Origin of the sequence: Bacillus sp. FSL R10-2201 (assembly GCF_038008665.1) — a bacterium.
Lineage (GTDB): Bacteria > Bacillota > Bacilli > Bacillales > Bacillaceae_G > Bacillus_A > Bacillus_A mycoides.
Window position 1 is genome coordinate 4,319,049 of the sequence record NZ_JBBOZP010000001.1, and the last position, 24,310, is coordinate 4,343,358.

Genomic DNA, 24,310 nt, shown 5'->3' on the forward strand with positions numbered 1-24,310 from the left:
CTTACCCGTTCCTTACAAATTCCTTACGCTGAAAAAAAAGCTTGTAGAATCTACTTCTCTACAAGCTAAAACAGCATCTTTGTTAATACAACTGTAAAAATTGTTTTTTCATACGGCTTACTAGAAAGATGTATTTCTCCGTCCATCGCTTCCACAAGCCTTTTCGTAATCGTTAACCCTAAACCGCTTCCTTGGTACAATCTATTTCTGGAATCTTCAAGCGTGTACATACGCTCAAACACTTTATCAATATGAGATTCATCAATTCCTTTTCCTGTATCCCATACATCTATATACACACTCGTTTCATCATCTCTTAACGTCATACCAAGTGTCTTTCCATCGTCACCATATGTAATCGCATTTGATATTAAATTATTCAATACTCTACCTAATACTTCTACATTTCCAAGTGCATATATATTTCTTTCTGGTATATCAATATGAACTTGAAACCCTTTCGTCGTCACTAAATCATAAAAAGATAAAATCTTCTCGCGACAAACTTCATTCATATTTACTTTTGTCATCTCGATTGCTTTGTCACCGGATTCTAATTTTGCTAAATCAAAAAACTTATGAATCAGTTCCATCACTTCTAGTGTTTTTACATGCACCTTTTCGAGTAATATTTGCTGCTCTTCCTCACTTATCGTTTTATCCTTATTTAACATTTCGGTATATCCCAGAATAACTGTTAGTGGTGTTTTCAAATCATGTGAAATATTTGAAAGCATTTTTCTCATCGAAATTTCCACTTTCGCATGATCTGCATTCGTTTTCTGTTTTGCATCTAATAAATGATTAATTGCCACTAATAACTTTTGCAATTCTAGATCATCTGTCATAACGAGTAACTTCTCACCTGTTTTTTCATTTACAATACCTTCTAATTTTTCATATGTGTACCGTAAATTTTTGCTGCTAGTTTTTCTCATTTTATACTGTATGTAAATGACACATAACAATATAAAAATAATACCAATTAACAGATTGACCATATTACATCCCTTCCAACTTATAGCCGATGCCCCATAACGTTTTAATGTATTCTGGATTAGATGGATCACTTTCAATTTTCTCACGTAATCTTCTCATATGAACATTTATAACGTTATCGTCACCGTAATACTCTTCATTCCAAACTAACGTATATATTTGCGCTTTTGTAAATACACGATTTTGATTCTTTACGAACAGTTTTAAAATCTCAAATTCTTTTAAAGTAAGTTTGAGCGACTTTCCGTTTTTTTCTACAGTGAAATTAATTGGATCGATTGTTAAATCACCAATCTGGATCATCTTTTCTGTTGTTTCTGTAACCGAATATTTCGTAGACCTCCGAATACCTGCTTTTACACGTGCTGCCAATTCAATCATAGAAAATGGCTTACAAATGTAATCATCTGCTCCAAGGCCTAATCCAACCGCTTTATCAACATCTGTATCTTTCGCTGACATCATTAAAATCGGAACTGCACTTTTTTCTCGAATGATTCTAACGACCTCTAACCCATCTAACTTCGGCATCATAATATCGAGAATTATCAAATCAAATGAACCTTTTAAATATGTGTTCACGCCTTCTTCTCCGTCAGATGCGATTGTAACTTGAAAACCTTCTTTTACTAAATATGTTTCAACCATCTCTTGAATTGAGATGTCATCTTCAACTAATAAAATATGATGTGACATATTTCTATCCCCTTTTTTTAACAAACATTAACAATTCAATTGTATCGTAACTGCAAATTAGTTGGTACAATTATATGAATTTTCAAACCAACTTCCCTTCCTTCCTTAACAATGATATGATGAAATTCACTACGATTGTTCATAATTAACTTTATATAAAGGAGACTTATCATGTCAGAAAACAAAAAAGTAAGCTTAGCTGATTTAATGCGCGAACAACTTGCGAAGAAAAAGCAAGGAAATGGAAACGGCTCAAATAATGGAAATCAAAGTCAAGAAACGAAAAAATTACAAAACCAACAAACGAAGAAAACAAACAACCAACGTAGACGTACAGGTGTATAAATGAACGGGCAAAAACGATCTAACATTTCATCAGGTCTTGAAGTTGATATTGTATTAAAACAAGATCAACGTACAGGCAAGCTAACAAGAGGAATTGTAAAAGATATTTTAACTAACTCACCCTCTCATCCGCACGGCATTAAAGTACGATTGCAGGACGGACAAGTTGGCAGAGTCCAAAATATCATTCAATAAGAAAAGGAGCTCATTTAAACTTGAGCTCCTTTTCTTATTTTCATTAACCTTTAATTTTTTCGATGAAAACTACTTTTAAATAGTCTCCCTCTTTAAATTGATCAATTGTACGGAAATCTTCTGGTAAAGAATGTTCTTCTAATATTTTATATTTACCGTTCATTTCTTTAAATGCTGTATCGATAAAGCCATTAAACTTTTTCATATCGAATGCGCTACAATTTGTAGAAGCAACGATAATACCGTTATTTTCTGTAATGGCAATTGTTTCTTTTAATAAGTTTTTATAATCTTTCGCCGCACTGAACGTATATTTTTTCGAGCGTGCAAAGCTTGGGGGATCAAGTACAACCATATCAAATTTCATCTTTTTCTTAGCTGCATATTTGAAATACAGAAATACATCTTCTACAATAATATCTTGTGCTTCATAATCAATTTCATTTACACTAAACTGCTCAATCGTTTTACTTAAACTACGATTTGCAAGGTCCACACTTGTTGTTTTACTTGCACCGCCAAGCGCTGCAAATACAGAGAAAGCCCCAGTATAAGAGAACATATTTAAAACCGTTCTTCCTTTTGCATATTTATCACGAATTTGTTTTCGAACGTTACGCTGATCTAAAAACACACCAACCATCGCCCCGTCATTTAAATATACAGCAAAGTTTACACCGTTCTCTTTTACGATAAGTGGGAACTCACCGCGCTCTCCTGCGACGAAATCATCACCTTCAATGTATTTCCCTTTCGTATCAAAACGCTTTTTCTCATAAATCCCTTTGAAATTTGCTACTTTTTGAAGTGCTGCTATAATCTCATCGCGGAAAGTATAAACCCCTTCACTATACCAACTTATTACGTAATAGCCGTCATAATAATCGATGATTAAACCACCAAGGCCATCGCCCTCACCATTCAGGGCACGGAATGCTGTTGTATCATTTGATTTATAAAAATGTTTTCGTTTATGTAAAGCAGATTTGATTTTACTTTCAAAGAAAGATTGATTCACTTCCTCCTTCTCTTTTCTCGTTAAAATCCAACCATACCCTTTATTTTGTTTTCCATAATAGCCTTTTCCAATGAATTGGTTCTTCTCATCCACTACGTTGATGATTGTCCCTTCTTCACGTACATCATTTAAATTTTGAATTGCATCTTTTAAAATAAGTGGATATCCACCTTTAATTTCTTTTATAAACTTCGGTTTTATTTTTATAGTTACTTCAGATCGCATGTAATGTCTTCCTTTCCATTTGAATGCTTTCTATTAGTAGGAAGCATTTAAAAAACGAGACTGAAAAAAGCCTCGTTTCACTATACCATATTATTGCTTTGCTAGTACAACTAGCTCATCCTCTCGCTTAATCGAAAAAAAACTTATATATTTTATCATTATCATTGACAACGATAATGATTTTCATTATCATTTAATACATATGAAACGATGAACATAATGATAGATTTATAGGAGGAATAAAGAAATGATTATTGTTACAAATACATCTAAAATTACGAAGGGTGACGCACATAAATTAATTGAGCGCTTTAATAAAGTAGGTAAAGTTGAAACGATGCCCGGTTTCTTAGGATTAGAAGTTCTTCTAACTGAAAATACAGTTGATTATGACGAAGTGACGATCAGCACTCGTTGGAATGCAAAAGAAGATTTCCAAGGTTGGACGAAGAGCACTGCCTTTAAAGATGCGCATTCACACCGCGGTGGATTACCAGACTTTATTATCGATAATAAAATCTCATTCTATGACGTTAAAATTGTTCGTATGCCAATAGCTGCGGCTCAATAACTTCGGTTTTAATAATTGGTATAGAAGTATGAGAAGTGATACATCTTCTCTACTTCTATACCTTTTCTTTTTTCAATTTCTTTTCACCAATTTCGCATGCACGACTAGTCTACCAGCCTCTGAATCCAGTGCATAATCACACGTTGAAAGTGTTACAATTTGATCATCCGCTGTCACTTTTGTATCTGTTTTATAGAGTGACCTTCCCTTAATTTTTTCTAGAAAAGATACATAGTCCTCATCGCTTCCAAAATCCGTTTCAATATAATAGAAATCAGTTGTCGTTGTATATACTGAAAATACTTCTACATCGTATCCTTCAAACAAAGTATCGTAATACAATTTGCGATGAGACATAAAGAAATCTTCTTCTAACATTTTTTTTAGACTCCCAAACATAGAACCGTCTTTCATACGATGTCCGTATAGAATCGTATTTCGATTTTGAGATTTCACATCGTTACGATGATCCATAAAGATACTTCCTGCTCTCATATCCTCGCCTTTATAATTACGATACAAATAGTAATCATTATCTTTCGCTTGAACAATCGGATAATTAATTTGCGTATCATCCATCGTAATCCAACCAACTATTTCTGGATTAATTTTTTGTAAGGCTTGGAACTGTGCACGTACTGCTCCATCTGATGATTTTTCTTCCATCGGACTCCTTTGATAAATATCTTGTGCTTCAGCCATTACTTTGCGATTTTCATAGTAATCTATGAACATCCCGCCTAATTCATACACAGAGTAGAAAAAGATGCCTAAAAAAACAACTGTAAGTATTCTTTGAAAAAAGGAATTCTTTTTCTTTTCTTTCTTGCTGCTCAAAATATCACCTCAAAACGAATTGCCAAAGGGATTTAGCCGCCTGTCAAATCCCCATTGGTACCATATACAATCCTGTATCTTCATCGTGTTTCACAACGACCTCTACGCCATATATGCTCTTAATCATATCTTCTGTTACAACATCATGTGGCGTACCTTTCATAACTATTTCTCCATCCTTCATCACGATAATATGATCGCTATAACGGATTGCTTGATTAATGTCATGTAATACCATAACAATCGTTAAACCATGTACTTCATTTAACTCTTTCACTAACTCTAATATTTCAAGCTGATAGTAAATATCTAAATACGTCGTTGGTTCGTCTAAAAACAGCATGGGCGTATTTTGCGCTAAAGTCATCGCAATCCAAACACGTTGCCTTTCTCCACCAGATAATGCGTGTATTGGCTTATCACGCTTATCTTGTAGTCTCGTACACGTCAATGCTCTTTCGATTGCTTCGCTATCCTCATCCGTTTGTGTAGAAAAAATATTTTTATATGGCATACGCCCAAAACTCGTCAATTTTTCAACTGTAATATCTGCTGGCGCCTCATTTTGCTGATGAACGACCGCTAGCTTTCTAGCAAACTCTTTCGGCTTATACTGACTAATAGCTTTACCATCTAGCATTACTTCTCCACTACGGGGATCATGATTTCGCGACATAACACCTAGTAATGTTGATTTCCCACAACCGTTTGGACCAATAATTGTTGTAATTTTACCAATTTCTATTTCACTACTAACCGACTTTAATCGATCCGTTACATTATCATACGAAAAGGTTACATTTTTAATTTCCATGAACTTTATCACTCTTTCTAAGCAAGAATATTAAGAATGGGCCACCAATCACTGCCATAATCGTCGCTGCTGGAATTTCGTTAGGTGGCACAATTAACCTTCCGATCGTATCCGCCGTCAAAATTAATAACGCTCCTGCAAGAGCAGAAAATGGAATTAATACTTTATGATCCGAACCGACTAGTTGTCTTGAAATGTGCGGAACGAGTAATCCTACGAAAGCAATAACACCTGCAATCGCTGTTGATACTGCTGCTAAAAGTACTGCAATAGCAGAAATAATAAGACGAACTCTCGTCACGTGCAAACCTAAGTTTTTCGCAGTCTTATCTTGTAGCGATAATAAGTTACACCAAGCTCCTACAAACAGAGCAAGAATAAGACCAATTGTTCCATATGTAACCATTATTTCTACATCGCCCCACGTCTTCATCGTTATGTTAGAAGTCGTCGTTTGCTTAATACTCTTAATGAAGTATCCGCAAATCGTAATGAACGATTCATTTAATCCAGTGAACATTGCATTAATAGCTATACCAACTAAAATAATGCGAAGCGGACTTAACCCTGACTTCCATGAAAATGCATAAACGAGATAACATGCAAACGCACCACCTAAAAAGGCGAATACTGGTGTCCAGAAAAAGAATTGCGGGAATAACGTAATAATAACAAGTGTCATAAAACTTGCTCCTGAAGATATCCCGATTACCCCAGCATCAGCGAGTGGGTTTTTCATAACAGCTTGAAAAAGCACACCCGAAACAGCAAGAGCTGCTCCAGTAAATAGTGCAATAATAATACGTGGGAAACGTAAATCTTTAATCACTTCAACATCTTCATTTCCCCCTGTAAATATCCCTTGTACAAGCTCAACAATACCTACTTCTAAACTCCCTTTCGTTGCTGACAATGATGTCATAACAATAAGCAATACAGTAACAATGAAGAAACTCCAAAATTTTTTATTCATGCTAATCTTCCTTTATATTAAAATGCATCACGGATACATCATTTTTTTCAATTCATCTAGCGCTTCAGTCGCTGCTAAATTTCCTGTCGTTCCAAATAAACGCTCTTCTAAATCGTAAACACGATTATTTTTAACTGCAGCGAAGTGTTTCCAAATATCATTTGTTTTAAATTCTTTATCAAACATTTTTACAACTTCATCAGGCATACCATGTGCCGCTCGTAAAATAATGTCTGGATCAGCTTTTTTTAAATACTCTGTATTAGAAGCTAAATACTCTACTTGTTCACCTTGTACAATGTTTTTACCACCTAATTGTTTCACTAAATCTCCAATATAAGAATGCTCTGTTGCTACTAAATAACTCCCCGGTACACCTAATAAAATAAGCACTGTCGGTTCTTTCTTTCCCTTTACTGCTTTTTGAATCTCTGCAACCTTGTTATCTAACTTAGTTACAACTGCTTCAGCCTGCTTTTCACGTCCATATTGCTTACCTAAATTACTAATGGAATTTTGCATATTTTTTAAACTTGTTAGATCTAAAAAGTTTGCTTTCATACCTACACCATCAAAAACTGGCTTTAATTCGTATTCAAGTGTTGTCACGGATAATACTTCTGACGGCTTTAATGATTTTACCTTTTCCATATCAGGACTCATTGGATTCCCAACTTCAGGTAAACCTTTATATCTCTTTGGTAAATCTTTAGTACTTGTTGGTACACCAATTAAATCTACTTCTAACGCATCCATAATTTCAGTAACAGCAACTGTCGTTGCGACAATCCTCTCTTTACCCTCACTCTTTACCTGCTTCGCTGTTTCTTTTTTGGGCGCCTGGCATCCAGCTATACTCACTAATAAAATGATAGCCATTAGTACACTTGCAATTTTCTTCACTCTTAATCACCACTCCTTTCCAAACAATATGAAACAAGTCTTGATGCATGCAAACATGCATCAAGACTCCAAAAATTACAATCTACCTGCTCTATATTTGCGAACTAGTAAAGCAAGTGAACCGAGCAGTAGCACCATGTATAAACCAAGTTGTGCTGTATCTGCTGTTTTTGAGTTTTTCTCTTTTTTCGGATCATTCTTTGTATCTTCTTTTTTCTTCTTATCATCTGCATTTCGGTTAAAATCAGGAGTACCTACTGTTTTTACATTATCTACTTTCGGTGTAGTCACTGGATTTTTCGGATCATTTTTTGGATCCTCTTTAATAGTTCCTACCGCGCCGATATTATTTGTATCAAATTGAATTTGTACATCGTAGAAGTGGTGGTAGTTCATCTCATCAATGTCTACTTTCACTTTTGCATTTAATTTTTTAAATAAATCTTCTACTTCAAATTGTACTACTCGCGTATTTGCATTTTTATCTTCACTTACTACTTTTGCATCAGCAAAAAGACTATTGCTTTCAGTTTGGAATTTCGTAATCCACGCACTATTTTTCAACGTCATTTCAATGTACTTTTTACCATCTTTTACGATCAATTTCGCTGGATTTACAGTATAGTCATGCATCTTCGAAAGCTCATCTGTCTTGTCTTTTAACACTTTAAATGTAATGTCATATTGACCATCTATTAAATTTTTTGGATCAATTATTACTCTCGGTTTGTTAGTTCCCTCTTTGTTATCATTTCCGCCTTGGTTATTGTTTCCACCTTGGTTATCGTTTCCGCCTTGGTTATCGTTTTCGCCTTGGTTATCGTTTCCGCCTTGGTTATCGTTTCCGCCTTGGTTACCTAAAGCTTTAATACTATCTTGATCAAATACAAATTGAACATCGTAGAGATGGTGATAATTCATTGAATCAATATCTACTTTTACTTTTGCATTTAATTTTTTCGATAAATCGTTTACTTCTACTTCTACTACTCTTGTATTTTGCTCTTTATTTTCACTTAATACTTTTGCATTAACGAACGAGCCATTCTTCTCAAAATCAAACTTTGTAATCCATGTACTATTTGTTAATGTAAACGATACATATTTCTTACCATCTTTTACTTTCAATACACCTGGGCTTTTTGTGTATGTATTCATCATTGATATTTCATCTGTTTGATCTTTTAATACTTTAAAGCCAATGCTGTATTCACCGTCTTTAAGAGTGTTTGGATCAATTGTTGTATTATTGCCTTGGTTGTCATTTCCGCCTTGGTTGTTGTTTCCACCTTGGTTGTTGTTTCCGCCTTGGTTGTTGTTTCCGCCTTGGTTGTTGTTTCCACCTTGGTTGTTGTTTCCACCTTGGTTGTTATTTCCGCCTTGGTTATCATTTCCACCTTGGTTGTTGTTTCCGCCTTGGTTATCTAACGGTTTAATGCTATCTTTATCAAAGGCAAATTGAATGTCGTAGAAATGGTGATAATTCATTGAATCGATATCTACTTTTACTTTTGCATTTAATTTTTTCGATAAATCTGCCACTTCTACTTCTACTACTCGTGTGTCAGCTTTCGTATCTTCACTTAATACATTCGCATCAACAAACGAACCATTTTTATCAACTTCAAACTTTGTAATCCATGCACTATTCGTTAATGTAAATGATACATATTTCTTGCCATCTTTTACTTTTAACACACCTGGACTTTTCGTATATGTGTTCATCATTGAAAGTTCATCTGTTTGATCTTTTAAAGCTTTGAAATTGATGCTGTATTCACCATCTTTAATTGTTTCAGCATCTGGATTTTTGTTTCCATCTGGTTTTTCTACTTCCGGTTTCTCTACTTCTGGTTGTTTCTCTTCGTTTTTAATTTGTTCAAGCTTATCTTGTTCAAATAAAAGTTGCACATCATGTGTTTGCTTATAGTTTCTTGATGCCATTTCGATAAATACTTTTGTATTTAGTTTTTTAGATAAATCGTTTACTTCAAACTCTACTACTCTTGTATCTTTTTCTTTATCTTCACTTACGACTTTTGCATCAACAAATGCACCATCTTTTTCCGTTTGGAAATTTTTAATTAATGAGCTACTTTTTAGTGTTACAATTGCTTTTTTCTTACCATTTTCTACTTTTAATACTCCTGGATTTACCATGTAAGTATTCATCTTAGATTCTTCATCTGTTTGATCTTTTAACACTTTAAATGGAATGCTGTACTCTCCATCTTTAATTGTTTCAGCATCTGGTTTTTCTACTTCCGGCTTTTTATCTTCATCCGGTTGTTTCTCTTCATTTTTAATTTGTTCAAGTTTATCTTGCTCAAATAAAAGTTGTACATTATGTGTTTGCTTGTAACCTTGTGATGCCACTTCAATAAATACTTTTGTATTTAGTTTTTTAGATAAATCGTTTACTTCAAACTCTACTACTCTTGTATCTTTTTCTTTATCTTCACTCACTACTTTTGCATCAACAAATGTACCATCTTTTTCCGTTTGGAAATTTTTAATTAATGAGCTATTTTTTAACGTTACAATTGCTTTTTTCTTACCATTTTCTACTTTTAATACTCCTGGATTTACCATGTAAGTATTCATCTTAGATTCTTCATCTGTTTGATCTTTTAACACTTTAAATGGAATGCTGTACTCTCCATCTTTAATTGTGTTAGAATTTGGTTGTTGATCTGGGTCAGGCTTTTGGTCGGGCTTCTGACTCGGATCCGGATTTTCATTTGGATCTGGCTTATTAGCTGGGTCCTCTTTTTCATTTGGTTGTTCTACATGAATCGGTGTAATACTATTTTGAACAAATGCAATACGCACATCATAGTCATGATGATAATTTAAAGAGTCAATGTCTACTTTTACTTTCGCATTTAATACATTCTCTACATCGTCCACATCAAATTCTACGACTCTTGTATCTTTTTCTTTATCTTCACTAATTACATTTGTCGCAACAAACTGACCACTTTTTTCGGTTTCAAACTTTGTAATCCATGAACTATGTTCTAACGTAAAGGATACTTTCTTTTTCCCATTCTTCACTTTTAAAGTTCCTGGACTTACAGAGTATTGATTCATCATAGATTCTTCATCTGATGTGTCTTTAAGAACTTTGAAACCGATTGAGTATTCACCGTCAGCTAGTTGACTAGCAGCTTGAACTGCAAGTGGTTGTAGCGTTGATACGAATGTGAAAATCGTTAGAAACATTGCAACAACAATTTTAAAATACCTGTTCAATAGAATGACTCTCCTTTTTTAAAAATTTCCAATTATTTAATGCTGTTCCCATCAAATACAAAACGAATATCATATGAAGCGTTATAATTAATAATTGGGATATTAATTTTCACCTTGCCATTTAGTTTTTTTGACAAGTCAGCAACTTCAAATTCTACAACTCTAGTATTCTCTTTTGTATTTTCACTTAACACAGTAGCTTCTACGAATTGACCATTTTTTTCTACTTGTAAACTTTTAATAGAAGTACTATCTTTCACTTTGAATGAAACATATTGTTTTCCATCTTTAACTGTTAATGTTGCCGGACTTTCAAAATAACTATTCATTCTAGATGATTCATCTTTATCGCCTTTCCATACAGTAAAAGCAATATTATATTTTCCATCAGCTAGTTGTGTAGCAGCTTTTGCATCTTGTAACCCTAGTGTTGCTATAAACGTAAATAAGACAGCAAATACGGCAATAATCATTTTAAATTGTTTAAACATATATTCATCGCCCTTCCAAAGATTTATTTACCTAACTTCACTTTACGAACTAAGAAAACACCTGAAATAAGAAGTAATGCTGCAAATAATCCGATACGTGCTTCATCACTTGTTTTTGGGTTATCTGTTTTTTCAGCTTTCCCACTTTCATTTGTTCCTTTATTTACATCTTTGTTTGTTTCTTTGCTTGTTTCTTTGTTTGTTTCTTTGTTTGTTTCTTTGCTCTCTTCTTTCTTCACTTCTTCTTTTACTTGTGTATTTTTTTGAGTTTGATCTTCATTTTTTGTTGCAGCAGTTTCCTTATTCTCTCCACCTACTGCTTTTACATTTGCATCAAACGCAAAGCGAATTGTGTAGTTATGGTCATAATTTACGTTCGGTACAACAACATGAATTTTTACAGCTGCTGGTTTAGATAAGTCGTCTATTTTAAACTCTACAGTTCTTTTATCTGCAGATTCATCTTTACTAACAACTTTTGCATCAACAAAGTTTCCGTTCTCTGGTGCTTTAAATTCTGTAATCCAAGCACTATGATTCATAGGAATTTGTACTCTCATCTCACCATTTTTTACAATTAACTTAGCTGGTTTTTCAAAATAATCATTTGCCATTGAAGCTGAATCATTTTCTGCTTTTTGTATGACATAGTTAATATCGTAAGTACCGTCAGCTACATTTGCCGAAGCTTGTCCGAATGGCACTACGAGAAAAGCTAGCATACATACGAATGTCATAATAAAAGCGGGTAATACCGAAAACTTTCTCATTTACCTTACTGCCTCCTTGTTTTTCTTTTTTTGAAAATGATAATTATTCTCAATATATAAGAAAAAAAATAATCTTTCTATCTCTATTTTATAACGAGTAACACTATGTAGTTAGAAATATATTGATTATCATTCTCATTGATAGATAAAAAAATAATCCCACCAATTTTTCCTATAAGAATAAACATAAAACTCTTTCATCATTTTATTGATTATCATTCTCAACGAATTTCAAAAAAAATAAACCGCCTAATTCTATCGTTCTATCACCTCTTCTTACAAAAATGATATAGTCATAGAAAACCTCTTGCCTTCCAATATTTCCACAACTAAGTCAATCTTAGCCTACTGGTAATTTTTTTGTCAACTATATTACGTATAAAATTTTTAATATCTGAATTCTTCTATATATAATTTTTCTACAAAAAAAGAGGCTTTCTTTTAAAGAAAGCCTCTTTCCCTTATTTTTCTACAGCAATTTCTTGCTTTTGAAATAAAGAAACTACATATCCAATTGCAATTCCAATGATACCCGGAACTAGCCAACCAATCCCTACACTATATAATGGAATTTTATCTAAGATAGGAGCAAGGGCCGCTACTTGAAGATTTGCATTATGCAATCCATCAAAGAAGCTAATTGCAAATGCGCCTACAATACCGCCTACATACATAGCTAATGGAAGACGAATATAGTTTTCAACAAGTGATAATACGATCAGTACGATACCAATTGGGTAAATTGCAATTAAAATCGGCAATGCTAATGCGTTTAACTGAGTTAAACCAAGATTTGCTACCATAAATGCTAATACAGAGAAAATAAAAATGACTTTTTGATAAGAAAGCTTTGGTAATAACGAAGAAAAATATTCTCCACAAGCTGCTACAATACCGACAGAAGTTGTTAAGCATGCTGCTGTAATTGCGATACCTAGTAATAATGTTCCGTAGCTACCAAATAAATGATTCACGACGTTTGTTAAAATAATTCCGCCGTTTGCTCCCATTCCAAGTGAAACACTTGAAGCTCCAAGGTAAGCAAGTGCTAAATAAACAAGAAGTAAGCCAAGTGCTGCAATAAATCCTGCAAAGATTGTTACTTTCGCAATACTGTTCTTATTTGTAATGCCTTTTGCTTTTAAAGCATTGATCACAACATTTCCGAAAACAAGTGCTGCAAGTCCATCTAAAGTTAAATATCCATCAATAAAACCTTTAAAGAGCGGGGCACTATACGCTTCTGTAGGGGCACCAAACTCTCCCATTGGAGTCATAATTGCTTTCGCTACAATAATTGCAATAACAGCTAATAAAATTGGAGTTAACACTTTACCAATGCGCCCCACTAATTTCGATGGGTTTAATGCTAAATAGAAAGTTACTGCAAAGAAAATAAATGTAAAGATAACAAGTGGATAGGATTGACCAGCTATCTCACTTGGTAAAAACGGTGCAACACTCATTTCATAAGCAACAGTCCCTGTACGTGGCACACTAACAAATACGCCTAAACATAAATAAATTGCAGTAATGAAAATTAGCGCGAATACAGGATGTACACGTCTTGCTAATTCATTAATATCTCCCTTTAGAGCTATAACAATAACTCCTAATAAAGGCAGTCCTACACCTGTTACGATAAAGCCAAATAACGCGATCCATACATCTGTTCCAGCACCTTGCCCTAACGCTGGTGGGAAAATCATATTACCGGCACCGAAAAACAGTGCAAATAACATTAAGCTTATTGCAAACATCTCAGAAAACTTTAAAGATGACTTCATTTCTACTACCTCCTAATTATTTTATTGACAAAATATTCTGAATTAAAATCCGTCACATATCCTCTTTCAAGCATACTTCCCCGTAAAAGAACGCAAAAAACACCCGTCCCTAACAAAGGGACGAGTGTTGAAATCGTGGTTCCACCCTTATTCTAATAAAATGAATTTATAACGAAATAAGCTCATTTTATAGCTCGTGTAAATTGATAACGGTTTTATCCGCCAAGAATTACAATGCATCTGCAGTTCACTCTTGAAGTTTAGAGGTGGTAAGTTTGTCTTTCCGTATTAGGAAGCTCACAGCCTAAGGCTTCCCTCTCTGAGAATCGTCAAAAACAACTCATGTCCTCATCATTACTTTTATAAAATATGTTGTCGAAACTTGTTGTTTTTTATTATATGGGCTATTTTTTAAAAAATCAATAGTTTTATTTTTTCTGACAAAAAAATATAGGGAGAAAACTTTCCTCCCTATAACTGCCCTATTAATATTTCTAATTCCTTAGGTGTAATGTCTCGCCATTTTCCAGCTTCAAGCTCATTTAGCTCTATATTCATAATGCGTACTCGCTTTAGCTTTGTTACAGTAAATCCGAAAGCACGACTCATTCTACGAATTTGCCTATTCATTCCTTGCGTTAAAACGATGCGGAATGTAGACTGATTAACTCTCGTCACTTTACATGGCTTCGTCATTCCATCTTTAATCTTTACACCGCTGGACATCTCATCAATAAACCAATCTGTAAACGGCTTATCAACAGTGACAACATATTCTTTCTCATGCTCATGATCACCGTGCAAAATTTGATTCGCAATCGCACCGTCATTCGTTAATAAGATGAGTCCTTCCGATGCTTTATCTAATCGTCCAACAGGAAAGATTCGTTCTGGATAATCGATATAATCAATAATATTATCTTCAATATGTTCAGCTGCTGTACAAGTAATTCCGACTGGTTTATGGAAGGCAATATACACCTTTTCTTTCTCTTCTTTTACAATAACTTGCCCATCAATCGTTACAATATCACCTTCATTAACGAGTGCACCGTGCGTACATACTTCACCGTTAATACAGGCACGTCCTGCTTTAATGAGACGGTCTGTTTCACGTCTTGAGCAGGATTTTGCTTCGCTTATGTATTGGTTGATTTTCATGTTTTGTTCCTTTTCTTATAGATTAAAAGCGTCAATCCATGGCGATATCATTATGCCAAGATTGACGCTCCTTTACTTCGCAAAAACAACTAAATAAATAACCCCAATTACCAAAAATATTCCGCAACAAGCTAACAATACTTTTGCAAGTTTGTCCATAAACATATAATGGTTTCCCCTTTTGTTTGGTTGTTTGCTATTTTAATTCGACAACTGTTACGCCTAGGCCTCCCTCGCCCATGTCACCGTAGCGGTAGGTTTTCACACCGCGATGTTTCTTCAAGTAATCTTGTACACCTTGGCGAAGCGCTCCTGTTCCTTTGCCGTGAATAATTGATACACGAGGATAGCTTGCAAGCTGTGCATCGTCTAAATATTTTTCAACGCGCATCATTGCATCTTCATAACGTTCGCCGCGAAGGTCTAGCTCTAACGACACGTGATAATCTCTACCCTTCACACTTGCGACTGCTTTTTTCTCAGTTTGCTTCGGTGTATTAATGTATTCCATATTGGATTCTTTCACTTTCATCTTCAGAATACCAATTTGTACGCTCCACTCTGTATCACTTACTTTTTTAAGCAATTGACCTTTTTGACCGAACGTTAACACTTTTACTTCATCACCTGCGCGTAATTGTTGTTTTGGCGCTGTGTTTTTCACGTTTACTTTTTGTTTCTTCACAAGCTCTGGCGCCGCACCTTCTAGACGGCTCTTCGCTTCAATAAGCTCATGGTCTTTCACGTTTATAAGCTGTGCTTTACGCAATTGACGAAGTTCTTGAATAATGCCTTCTGCTTCTTGCTTTGCAGCTTCGACTTTTTCTTCCCCTTCTTTTTGCGCTTTTAATAATTTTTCATCGCGCTCATCGTTAAATTCAATAATTTGACGTTGTAATTCACGATGAAGTTTTTCAGATTGCTTACGATGCTCTTCCGCTTCTTTTCGTTCGCGCTCTGCATTTTTTTGGCTTTCTTCTAGCTTTGCAATCATATTTTCGATTTTGTTCGTATCTGTACTAATATGGTTACGAGCGCGATCAATAACGCGATCAGACAAACCAAGACGCTTCGAAATTTCAAAGGCGTTACTACGTCCTGGTACACCGATTAATAATTTGTACGTTGGGCTTAATGTATTCACATCGAACTCAACGCTCGCATTAATAACTTGCTCACGATTGTATCCATATGCTTTTAATTCTGGGTAATGCGTCGTTGCAACAACGCGAGCACCACGGTTACATACTTCATCTAAAATAGAAATCGCTAGTGCAGCCCCTTCTTGCGGATCTGTCCCAGCACCTAATTCATCAAATAGGACTAAACTTTCAAAATCAGCTTTTTCTAAAATATCTACAATGTTTACCATATGAGAAGAGAATGTACTTAAATTTTGTTCAATCGATTGCTCATCACCGATATCAGCAAAGATGTTTTTAAATACACATATCTCTGATTCATCCATTACTGGAATATGAAGACCAGATTGCGCCATTAAGACACAAATACCGACTGTTTTCAGTGTAACTGTTTTACCACCTGTATTCGGTCCTGTAATAACGATTGTTGTAAAGTCTTTACCAAGCATAATGTTATTTGGCACGATAATTTCCGGATCAATAAGCGGATGGCGTGCTTGTTTTAAATCCATGTAGCGTTCATTATTTACGATTGGCTTCGTCGCTTTAATTCGCTTCGCATAAAGAGCTTTCGCAAAAATAAAATCAAGATTTGCAACTACTTCTACGTTTGATAAAACAATATCAGCTTCCACTGCCACTTCTTCCGTTAACATCATTAAAATGCGTTCTACTTCTTGTTTTTCTTTCACACGTGCTTCTTGAAGTGCGTTATTTAATTCCACGATTACTTGCGGTTCGATAAATAATGTTTGTCCAGAAGCAGATTGATCGTGAACAATACCACCATATACGCCGCGGTATTCTTGTTTTACCGGGATTACGTAGCGTTCGTTACGAATCGTTACAATTGCATCTGATAACATTTTTTGCGCGTTTGAAGAACGCGTCATGTTTTCTAATTTCTCACGAATACGGCTTTCCGCAGTACGAATTTGATTACGAATACCACGCAATTTGTCACTTGCGCTATCGACTACTTCACCGCCGTCACCAATACAATTTGTAATCTTCTTTTCTAAATCATATAAAGACACAATTTGCGCGACATGTGTTTCTAAAATTGGAAGCTCAACACCGTTGTCAATCATATCGTCAATGAAACGTTTCATTTGGCGACTACCGTACATCGTACTTGCGATTTCAATTAATTCATAAGGACTTAACATACTTCCAATTTTCGCACGCTTAATATTTGAACGAATATCAGAAATCCCTCCAAGTGGTACATGTCCTTTTAAACGGATGACTTTCGCTGCCTCATCCGTTGTTTCTTGCAATTCCACAATTTCTTCAAAATCTGTACTTGGCACTAAATTCTTCACTTTATCACGACCAAGTGAAGATGCTGTATGTTCAAGTAATTGTTCTTTTACTTTATTGTATTCTAATACACGCAACGTTCGTTCTAACATGTTGCAGGTCCCCCCTGTATTACTTATTACGTTTAATATAGTCTAATAAACGTTCAATATCCCATGTGTTAATCACGTTATCTTTTTGAATCCAACCTTTACGCGCTGCTGCTACACCTGTTTCCATATCTTCTAACATTTCAAGTGTATGGGCATCCGTATTAATCGCTACTTTTACACCAGCATCTTGTGCTTGTTTTAATAATTTCGCGCTTAAATCTAGACGGTTTGGATTTGCATTTAATTCTAAAACTGTATTTGTTTCTTTTGCGAGCTGGATTAATAAATCTGTATCTACATCGTAACCCTCACGGCGCCCAAGAAGACGTCCTGTCGGATGGGCAATCATTGTGACATGCTTATTCTCAAGTGCAGTGCGAAGACGCTTCATAATCGTTTCACGGTCTTGTGAGAAGCTTGAGTGAATAGCTCCAATGACATAATCTAGTTCTGCTAATACTTCATCGTCAAAATCAAGTGTCGCATCTGGTAAAATGTCCATTTCAATCCCGCGCAAAATTGTAATGTCTGGATACTTTTCATTCATACGTTCAATTTCTTTCGCTTGTTCACGAAGACGCTCTTTCGTTAAACCGTTCGCTACTTTCAAGTATTGCGAGTGATCAGTAATTGCCATAAATTTATATCCATGAGCGCGGCACGCTTGTACCATTTCTTCAATTGAAAAAGCACCGTCACTCCACGTTGTATGCATATGTAAATCACCCTGTATATCAGAGAACTGAATTAAGTTCGGATACTCTTTAATTAATTCAATTTCTTTTCCATCTTCACGCACTTCTGGTGGGATGAATGGAAGGCCAAAGTGGGCGAAGAATGCTTCTTCTGTTTCGAATGTTTTCACTTCACCTGTGTCTAAGATTTCCACACCGTATTCACTAATTTTCTCGCCTCTATCTTTCGCAATTTGGCGCATTTTTACGTTATGGTCTTTTGATCCGGTGAAATGGTGAAGAGTTGTAATAAATTCTTCTGGTTTTACTAAGCGGAAGTCAATTGAAATATCATATTCATATTGAAGACGAACAGATACTTTCGTATCTCCACTTGCAATCACTTCAATCATATTATCAAATTGTAGTAAATGTTCACGCACTACTGCTGGCTCTGTCGTTGCAATGATGAAATCTAAGTCCTTCACTGTCTCACGAACACGGCGTAAACTACCAGCGCGTGAGAAGCGAATTATTTCAGCAACATTCGACAATTTCTCCTCTATTTCCCCGGCAATAGGCAATACCATCGCAATTGGTAAACGCTCTGGACGAGAGCCTACTTGATCAATTGCTTCTAATATTTTCTCTTCTGTTTTCTTACCGAATCCAGCTAAAGCTTGTACTTTATTTTCTTCACAAACAGCTTTTAACGTTTCCATATCAACAACACCAAGTTCTTTGTATAACTTGGCCACCTTCTTACCACCAAGGCCTGGTAGTTTTAATAGTGGTAATAAACTGCTTGGTACTTCTTTTTCAAGTTCTTGTAGTACTTCAGATGTTCCCGATTCTATATATTCTTGAATAACTGCTGCCGTTCCTTTTCCGATACCTGGAATCTTTGTGAAATCTTCAATTTCAGAAAGACTACGGTCATCACTTTCTAGTGCTGCCGCCGCTTTACGGAATGCAGATATTTTAAATGGATTCGCGCCCTTTAGTTCCATAAATAGGCCGATTGTCTCTAGTAATTTGATAACTTGTTTTTTATTCACTTTCATCATTGCCCCGCCTTTCTTTCATAGAAAAAAACTTCTCTTTCCGAAAAAAGAGAAGTTACACTCTGCTACCTGTCTGCCATAGTTCCTTCACCTTTTCAGAAAGAATCGGTGTATCGTCTACAATTATTTTGCTAATTGATGATTTTTGTAATGGTGTTTGTATTTGTTCAATTGGAAGAATTGTTCCAACAATAATTAAGACAAACAGAATGATATACACTTCTAAAAAGCCAAGAAGTGCCCCAGCAACCGCATTGACTTGCTTTAAAACTGGGATTTCTGCAAACATATTCAGTAAATTACCAAGTAGTGAAAGTGCGATTTTTGTAATAATAAATAATACGATAAACGCAATTGCTTGATAGAAGACACCCTCAATATTATTCGCATCTATCCATTCTGGAACAGAAACATTCTTATCAAATGGATACGGAATAATTTTCGCAAGTGCTGGCGCTAAATCTTTACAATACCAGTATGCAACGAGGTATGCGATAATAAAGCTTGTTAACTTTACAAGTTGCAAAATAAATCCTCTGCGTAAACCGAGGAAGAATCCCATAACAAGCAATAAAATGATAATAATATCAATCATGTTTATTCAATTCCTTTTTGTGTCATACTTTCTTTCAATTTCTCATGTTCTTCTTTTAATTTTATGTAATCGTGTATGACGTTTACCGCCGTCAATACCGCTAGTCTACTCGTATCAAGCGAAGGATTCTTGGCATTGAGTTCGCGCATTTTATCATCCACAATCGCTGCTACCATGCGGATATGACTTGTACTTTCATCGCCAACAACTGAATACTGTTGGCCATATATTTCTACATTAATTCGACTTTTATTTCCCTTTTGTTGTGACAACTCACCGGCCTCCAATCACGTACAGAATCCTAAAGTTTATCATACCATGAACCATCATAATATGGAAACAGAAAGAACAATCCGATATGATAAAAATAACAACATAAAAAAGGAGCGACCATTTTGTCAAATTCTATCGTAATACAAACAAGTTCTACAGTAATTGAAGACATGAAACAACAATACAAACAAGCACTTAGCCCCAAAATTCCGCAAGGCGGTATCTTTATGGCAAAAGTTCAATCTTGCACAATTACAGCTTATAAATCAGGAAAAGTGATGTTTCAGGGTGGACGTGCTGAAGCAGAAGCTTCTCGTTGGCAAACTGTCTCTCAAACACCAAAATCAGCTGTAAAAAAATCGGTCAATTCACATCGTTATGCGCCGCCCGCTTCCATCGGCACAATGTCTATTCTAGGATCAGACGAAGTAGGTACTGGTGATTACTTCGGACCGATGACAGTAGTTGCTGTATATGTGGATGCAAAGCAAATTCCACTTTTAAAAGAACTTGGTGTAAAAGACTCCAAAAACTTAAATGATGCTCAAATTGCTGAGATTGCAAAACAACTCCTTCACGTTGTTCCTTACAGCTCCCTCGTTCTTCATAATGAAAAATATAACGAGCTATTTGATAAAGGAAACAACCAAGGTAAACTAAAAGCTTTACTGCATAACAAAGCCATCACAAACTTATTGGCTAAAATTGCACCTACAACACCTGAGGGTATCTTAATCGACCAATTTACACAGCCTGATACATACTATAAATATTTAGCGAAACAAAAACAGGTACAGCGTGAAAATGTTTACTTCGCTACAAAAGGTGAAAGTGTCCATTTAGCAGTAGCCGCCGCTTCCATTTTAGCTCGTTACTCATTCGTAAAACAATTTGACGAACTAAGCAAAAAAGCTGGTATGCAACTTCCGAAAGGTGCTGGTAAACAAGTTGATATTGCCGCTGCTAAATTAATTCAAAAAGTCGGTAAAGAAAGACTACCTGAATTTGTGAAAGTGCATTTTGCTAATACAGAGAAGGCGTTTCGGTTACTGAAAAAATAACTACTTTTTAGTATCGACAGGATATGGATGAACTAAACAAGGCGAAAAGAATTGAATTCTTTTCGCCTTTTATGAATGAAAAATGGATAAATAGGATCTCACACGTTCCTATTTTCGCCGCACTCATTCTGTATATCTATATATTTAAATTTAGACTGATATATATTCATTTACTATTCACCTAAAAAAGAGAGTCTCCATGACTCCCTTTTTATGTTTAACTTCGTTTCTGCTTCTTATTTGATGAAGGTACTTTATAAGAACCCGTTTCATGCGTAGTCGTTCCTTGTCCTTCCACTTCCGGAGAACCTAAGCTTGATCTAGAATGGTCTGTTTTCACTTTCTTACTCATTACAATCACCCCCAAGATTACTTTTCACTTAAGAGTAAAAAACTATTCAGCATAACCATCTGAACATATACTGGCTACTCTTTTATCCTCCTGTCTGTTTTTCACTAATGTCCCATAGACGTTTTGCGGCATCCTTATCCAAGGCAGCTTCAGACATTTTTCCTATTTGCTTATCGGCATAGTAATAACCACTATGATCAGTAAATTCAGTTGATTCTGCTAGCCATATTAGAGTTTCAGCACCTTTCTCGGGTGTACGAGAGAAAGGTTTCATTGCTGCCATAGTTAAGCGAGCAACTAGACCATTGTCCTGGTTGAAATTCGTAGCCACTAGCCCTGGATCGAAGCTGTATGCACTAACACCCGTCCCCTCCAACCTCTTTGCCAATTCAGCGGTAAATAAAATATTTGCTAGTTTTGATTGAGCATAACGCATTGTAGGACCACCCATAAATTTCTTAACACCACGATAAAGTTGTTCTGCATCTAAATCACCGAAATCAATTCCCTTTTTAGCCATTTTGTGACCGTGAGATGCGGTGGTGATAACACGAGCAGGAGCACTTTCTTTTAAACGCTCCAACAGCAAATTAGTGATTAGGAATGGACCTAAATGGTTAACCGCCCAAGTCATCTCCAAATCGTCCTCTGTAAGCTGCCTTGTTTGAAATAAAGCACCAGCATTATTCACTAATATATCTATTCTCGGACACCTTTCCAAAATATCAGTAGCTACCCGGCGTATAGATTGTTGGGAAGCCATATCAGCTAAAAATAGATCTATCATCACATCCCCATTCGTTACATCCTTAATTTGAGCAATAGCAGCATTCGCTTTTTCCTCGTTACGTGCAATGATTCCTAGTTTGGCACCGCGCTCTGCAAATGTCTTAGCTGCCGCTAATCCAATACCACTTGTTGCACCAGTAATCACCACATACTTGTCATGCAGTGTCCACTTTGTATGACTTGGAATCTCCCCCATTGTACAAAAACCCCTTCCCTTGCCCATAAATATTTCATTCGTTTTACTATATGTGAGATATGAACGAACCTATGAACAACATTTTTCCAAACAAAAAAAGCGAGAGCAGTTGCTCTCGCTTTTTTCATCTTAAAACTCAGAAGAACCTGGAGTTCTTGGGAATGGAATTACGTCACGGATGTTAGCCATGCCAGTGATGTACATTAGGAAGCGCTCGAAACCTAGACCGAATCCAGCGTGTTTTGTACCGCCGTATTTTCTAAGTTCTAAGTACCACCAGTAGTCCTCTTCGTTCATACCTAATTCTTTAATTCTGTCTACTAAAACGTCCATTCTTTCTTCACGTTGACTTCCGCCGATTAATTCGCCGATGCCAGGAACTAGAAGATCAGTAGCTGCTACTGTTTTACCATCTTCGTTCATACGCATGTAGAATGCTTTAATGTCTTTCGGATAGTCAGTTACGAATACAGGGCGTTTGAAGATTTCTTCTGATAAGTATCTTTCGTGCTCTGTTTGTAAGTCAATACCCCATTCTACTGGGTATTTGAATTCAGCACCTGATTCTTGAAGTACTTTAATTGCTTCTGTATAAGTGATGCGACCGAAGTCAGAGTTGATTACGTTGTTCATGCGCTCTAGAACTGTTTTATCAACGAAGCTGTTGAAGAAGTCCATTTCTTCTGGTGCATGCTCTAGTACGTATTTCATTGCATATTTCAGCATATCTTCTGTAAGATCCATTACATCGCCTAACTCAGCGAATGCAATCTCAGGCTCAACCATCCAGAACTCCGCTGCGTGACGAGTTGTGTTTGAGTTTTCCGCACGGAATGTAGGTCCGAATGTGTACACATCACGGAATGCTAATGCATAAGCTTCAGCGTTCAGCTGTCCACTTACTGTTAAGTTTGTTTCTTTAGCGAAGAAGTCTTTTGATTCGTCAACTTGTCCGTCTTCACCTTTTGCTACGTTGTTTAAATCTTGCGTTGTTACGCGGAACATTTCGCCTGCACCTTCTGTATCACTACCAGTAATAATTGGTGTGTGAACATGTACGAATCCACGCTCTTGGAAGAATTGGTGAATTGCAAATGCTGCGATAGAACGCACGCGGAATGTTGCTGAGAATGCATTTGTTCTTGGACGTAAGTGAGCGATTGTACGTAAGTATTCAAACGTATGACGCTTCTTTTGAAGTGGGTAATCAGAATCTGATAAGCCCTCGATATCAATTTTTTCTGCTTTAATTTCAAATGGTTGCTTCGCTCCAGGTGTTGCAATTACTTTACCTTCTACTTTAACTGAAGAGCTTAGTGGAAGCTTTGCAATTTCTTTGAAGTTCTCTAATTCTGTATCGAAAACGATTTGAACACCTTTGAAGAAGCTACCGTCGTTTAATTCGATGAAACCAAATGCTTTTGAATCACGTAAGTTACGAATCCAACCCGATACTTGTACTGTTTGATCTGCGTATTTATCTGTATCTCTATACAGACTTTTTACTAATGTGTTTTCCATAGTAAAATTCTCCTTTACTCATATATTTAAATACAAAAAAACCTTTCATCCATAAAGGGACGAAAGGTTAAACTTCGCGGTACCACCCAATTTGTCATAAAGACCAACTTTAACTCGTATGTAATACATACTTCCCGGTTTGTAACAGGCCGGATTCCCGTCTAAGTCTACTCTTGAATACAAGCTTC

Annotated in this window: 23 protein-coding genes and 2 other annotated features (1 of these 25 running past the window's edge); of the genes, 4 read left to right on the forward strand and 19 right to left on the reverse strand. The window is 35.8% G+C overall.

The genetic code is table 11. The features are described 5' to 3' along the window. Window positions 1–65: 65 nt before the first annotated feature. Together NSQ69_RS22325 and NSQ69_RS22330 are read right to left on the reverse strand one after the other, a co-directional pair. The gene (locus tag NSQ69_RS22325; RefSeq protein ID WP_201056950.1) at window positions 66–1,001 is read right to left on the reverse strand and encodes a HAMP domain-containing histidine kinase; all 936 of its coding nucleotides are present in this window, start codon (window positions 999–1,001) and stop codon (window positions 66–68) included. A gap of 1 nt (window position 1,002) precedes the next feature. Then, window positions 1,003–1,695: a response regulator transcription factor gene (locus NSQ69_RS22330; RefSeq protein ID WP_002190826.1), complete on the reverse strand. Its 693-nt coding sequence runs from the start codon at window positions 1,693–1,695 to the stop codon at window positions 1,003–1,005. A gap of 171 nt (window positions 1,696–1,866) precedes the next feature. Here NSQ69_RS22330 and NSQ69_RS22335 point away from each other — a divergent pair, with 171 nt between their 5' ends. Then, window positions 1,867–2,040 carry a hypothetical protein gene (locus NSQ69_RS22335; protein ID WP_002112138.1) on the forward strand — a complete coding sequence of 58 codons (174 nt, stop codon included), beginning with the start codon at window positions 1,867–1,869 and terminating at the stop codon, window positions 2,038–2,040. Continuing rightward, window positions 2,041–2,235: a YwbE family protein gene (locus tag NSQ69_RS22340; protein ID WP_001014315.1), complete on the forward strand. Its 195-nt coding sequence runs from the start codon at window positions 2,041–2,043 to the stop codon at window positions 2,233–2,235. Window positions 2,236–2,278: 43 nt separating this feature from the next. On the opposite strand, the gene NSQ69_RS22345 is transcribed toward NSQ69_RS22340, so the two are convergent. Then, window positions 2,279–3,478: a class I SAM-dependent rRNA methyltransferase gene (locus NSQ69_RS22345; protein ID WP_199627442.1), complete on the reverse strand. Its 1,200-nt coding sequence runs from the start codon at window positions 3,476–3,478 to the stop codon at window positions 2,279–2,281. Between the two features lie 247 nt (window positions 3,479–3,725). On the opposite strand from NSQ69_RS22345, the gene isdG reads away from it, so the two are divergent. After that, the gene (gene isdG, locus NSQ69_RS22350) at window positions 3,726–4,049 is read left to right on the forward strand and encodes a heme oxygenase (RefSeq protein ID WP_002112144.1); all 324 of its coding nucleotides are present in this window, start codon (window positions 3,726–3,728) and stop codon (window positions 4,047–4,049) included. Between the two features lie 72 nt (window positions 4,050–4,121). Here the strand turns inward: isdG and srtB are convergent, their stop codons facing one another. The 13 genes from srtB to zapA all read right to left on the reverse strand — a co-directional run bounded on the left by srtB (window position 4,122) and on the right by zapA (window position 20,202). Beyond that, window positions 4,122–4,886 carry a class B sortase gene (srtB, locus tag NSQ69_RS22355; RefSeq protein WP_002184869.1) on the reverse strand — a complete coding sequence of 255 codons (765 nt, stop codon included), beginning with the start codon at window positions 4,884–4,886 and terminating at the stop codon, window positions 4,122–4,124. Window positions 4,887–4,929: 43 nt separating this feature from the next. Beyond that, window positions 4,930–5,700, reverse strand: coding sequence for an ABC transporter ATP-binding protein (locus NSQ69_RS22360; protein ID WP_002184868.1), 771 nt, complete (start codon window positions 5,698–5,700; stop codon window positions 4,930–4,932). Further along, complete coding sequence (locus tag NSQ69_RS22365; protein WP_050001077.1) at window positions 5,690–6,673, reverse strand: FecCD family ABC transporter permease; 984 nt, start codon at window positions 6,671–6,673, stop codon at window positions 5,690–5,692. The genes NSQ69_RS22360 and NSQ69_RS22365 overlap by 11 nt, the downstream gene beginning before the upstream one ends. Before the next feature lie 27 nt (window positions 6,674–6,700). Then, window positions 6,701–7,576 (reverse strand): heme ABC transporter substrate-binding protein IsdE, encoded by an 876-nt coding sequence (gene isdE / locus NSQ69_RS22370; protein WP_002184866.1) that lies wholly within the window; start codon window positions 7,574–7,576, stop codon window positions 6,701–6,703. Between the two features lie 75 nt (window positions 7,577–7,651). After that, window positions 7,652–10,831, reverse strand: a complete 3,180-nt coding sequence (locus NSQ69_RS22375; RefSeq protein ID WP_341099678.1) for an NEAT domain-containing protein — start codon at window positions 10,829–10,831, stop codon at window positions 7,652–7,654. 32 nt (window positions 10,832–10,863) lie between these two features. After that, window positions 10,864–11,322 carry an NEAT domain-containing protein gene (locus NSQ69_RS22380; protein ID WP_002167601.1) on the reverse strand — a complete coding sequence of 153 codons (459 nt, stop codon included), beginning with the start codon at window positions 11,320–11,322 and terminating at the stop codon, window positions 10,864–10,866. A gap of 23 nt (window positions 11,323–11,345) precedes the next feature. Continuing rightward, entirely contained in the window at window positions 11,346–12,092 is a 747-nt protein-coding gene (isdC, locus tag NSQ69_RS22385; protein WP_002167600.1) for a heme uptake protein IsdC, read from the reverse strand. Between the two features lie 461 nt (window positions 12,093–12,553). After that, entirely contained in the window at window positions 12,554–13,879 is a 1,326-nt protein-coding gene (brnQ6, locus tag NSQ69_RS22390; RefSeq protein WP_002184862.1) for a branched-chain amino acid transport system II carrier protein BrnQ6, read from the reverse strand. A 113-nt stretch (window positions 13,880–13,992) separates the two neighbouring features. Continuing rightward, window positions 13,993–14,243, reverse strand: a binding site (T-box leader). 107 nt (window positions 14,244–14,350) lie between these two features. Further along, window positions 14,351–15,040: a 23S rRNA pseudouridine(2604) synthase RluF gene (locus tag NSQ69_RS22395; RefSeq protein ID WP_033731387.1), complete on the reverse strand. Its 690-nt coding sequence runs from the start codon at window positions 15,038–15,040 to the stop codon at window positions 14,351–14,353. Window positions 15,041–15,236: 196 nt separating this feature from the next. After that, a complete protein-coding gene (locus tag NSQ69_RS22400) occupies window positions 15,237–17,597 on the reverse strand; it encodes an endonuclease MutS2 (RefSeq protein WP_078213675.1) in 2,361 nt (786 codons plus the stop codon). Between the two features lie 19 nt (window positions 17,598–17,616). After that, window positions 17,617–19,335 (reverse strand): DNA polymerase/3'-5' exonuclease PolX, encoded by a 1,719-nt coding sequence (gene polX / locus NSQ69_RS22405; protein WP_002129332.1) that lies wholly within the window; start codon window positions 19,333–19,335, stop codon window positions 17,617–17,619. Between the two features lie 55 nt (window positions 19,336–19,390). Beyond that, on the reverse strand, window positions 19,391–19,930 hold the full coding sequence (locus NSQ69_RS22410; protein WP_002129333.1) for a CvpA family protein: 540 nt from the start codon (window positions 19,928–19,930) through the stop codon (window positions 19,391–19,393). A 2-nt stretch (window positions 19,931–19,932) separates the two neighbouring features. Beyond that, entirely contained in the window at window positions 19,933–20,202 is a 270-nt protein-coding gene (zapA, locus tag NSQ69_RS22415) for a cell division protein ZapA (protein WP_002112165.1), read from the reverse strand. 123 nt (window positions 20,203–20,325) lie between these two features. On the opposite strand from zapA, the gene rnhC reads away from it, so the two are divergent. Beyond that, complete coding sequence (gene rnhC / locus NSQ69_RS22420) at window positions 20,326–21,264, forward strand: ribonuclease HIII (protein WP_002167597.1); 939 nt, start codon at window positions 20,326–20,328, stop codon at window positions 21,262–21,264. A 217-nt stretch (window positions 21,265–21,481) separates the two neighbouring features. Here rnhC and NSQ69_RS22425 read toward each other — a convergent pair whose 3' ends face one another. The 3 genes from NSQ69_RS22425 to asnS all read right to left on the reverse strand — a co-directional run bounded on the left by NSQ69_RS22425 (window position 21,482) and on the right by asnS (window position 24,122). Further along, complete coding sequence (locus tag NSQ69_RS22425; RefSeq protein ID WP_002112167.1) at window positions 21,482–21,616, reverse strand: YuzL family protein; 135 nt, start codon at window positions 21,614–21,616, stop codon at window positions 21,482–21,484. Window positions 21,617–21,698: 82 nt separating this feature from the next. Continuing rightward, entirely contained in the window at window positions 21,699–22,601 is a 903-nt protein-coding gene (locus NSQ69_RS22430; RefSeq protein ID WP_002129335.1) for an SDR family oxidoreductase, read from the reverse strand. A 129-nt stretch (window positions 22,602–22,730) separates the two neighbouring features. Beyond that, a complete protein-coding gene (gene asnS / locus NSQ69_RS22435) occupies window positions 22,731–24,122 on the reverse strand; it encodes an asparagine--tRNA ligase (RefSeq protein ID WP_002167595.1) in 1,392 nt (463 codons plus the stop codon). 52 nt (window positions 24,123–24,174) lie between these two features. Further along, window positions 24,175–24,310, reverse strand: a binding site (T-box leader) (it continues 116 nt past the right edge of the window).

Excerpts from the sequence above, each read along its gene's own strand:
- NSQ69_RS22325 (WP_201056950.1), bottom strand. The coding sequence starts at position 1,001 with ATGGTCAATCTGTTAATTGGTATTATTTTTATATTGTTATGTGTCATT.
- NSQ69_RS22330 (WP_002190826.1), bottom strand. The coding sequence starts at position 1,695 with ATGTCACATCATATTTTATTAGTTGAAGATGACATCTCAATTCAAGAG.
- NSQ69_RS22335 (WP_002112138.1), top strand. The coding sequence starts at position 1,867 with ATGTCAGAAAACAAAAAAGTAAGCTTAGCTGATTTAATGCGCGAACAA.
- NSQ69_RS22340 (WP_001014315.1), top strand. The coding sequence starts at position 2,041 with ATGAACGGGCAAAAACGATCTAACATTTCATCAGGTCTTGAAGTTGAT.
- NSQ69_RS22345 (WP_199627442.1), bottom strand. The coding sequence starts at position 3,478 with ATGCGATCTGAAGTAACTATAAAAATAAAACCGAAGTTTATAAAAGAA.
- isdG (WP_002112144.1), top strand. The coding sequence starts at position 3,726 with ATGATTATTGTTACAAATACATCTAAAATTACGAAGGGTGACGCACAT.
- NSQ69_RS22360 (WP_002184868.1), bottom strand. The coding sequence starts at position 5,700 with ATGGAAATTAAAAATGTAACCTTTTCGTATGATAATGTAACGGATCGA.
- NSQ69_RS22365 (WP_050001077.1), bottom strand. The coding sequence starts at position 6,673 with ATGAATAAAAAATTTTGGAGTTTCTTCATTGTTACTGTATTGCTTATT.
- NSQ69_RS22380 (WP_002167601.1), bottom strand. The coding sequence starts at position 11,322 with ATGTTTAAACAATTTAAAATGATTATTGCCGTATTTGCTGTCTTATTT.
- isdC (WP_002167600.1), bottom strand. The coding sequence starts at position 12,092 with ATGAGAAAGTTTTCGGTATTACCCGCTTTTATTATGACATTCGTATGT.
- brnQ6 (WP_002184862.1), bottom strand. The coding sequence starts at position 13,879 with ATGAAGTCATCTTTAAAGTTTTCTGAGATGTTTGCAATAAGCTTAATG.
- NSQ69_RS22395 (WP_033731387.1), bottom strand. The coding sequence starts at position 15,040 with ATGAAAATCAACCAATACATAAGCGAAGCAAAATCCTGCTCAAGACGT.
- NSQ69_RS22400 (WP_078213675.1), bottom strand. The coding sequence starts at position 17,597 with ATGTTAGAACGAACGTTGCGTGTATTAGAATACAATAAAGTAAAAGAA.
- polX (WP_002129332.1), bottom strand. The coding sequence starts at position 19,335 with ATGAAAGTGAATAAAAAACAAGTTATCAAATTACTAGAGACAATCGGC.
- NSQ69_RS22410 (WP_002129333.1), bottom strand. The coding sequence starts at position 19,930 with ATGATTGATATTATTATCATTTTATTGCTTGTTATGGGATTCTTCCTC.
- NSQ69_RS22425 (WP_002112167.1), bottom strand. The coding sequence starts at position 21,616 with ATGAGTAAGAAAGTGAAAACAGACCATTCTAGATCAAGCTTAGGTTCT.
- NSQ69_RS22430 (WP_002129335.1), bottom strand. The coding sequence starts at position 22,601 with ATGGGGGAGATTCCAAGTCATACAAAGTGGACACTGCATGACAAGTAT.
- asnS (WP_002167595.1), bottom strand. The coding sequence starts at position 24,122 with ATGGAAAACACATTAGTAAAAAGTCTGTATAGAGATACAGATAAATAC.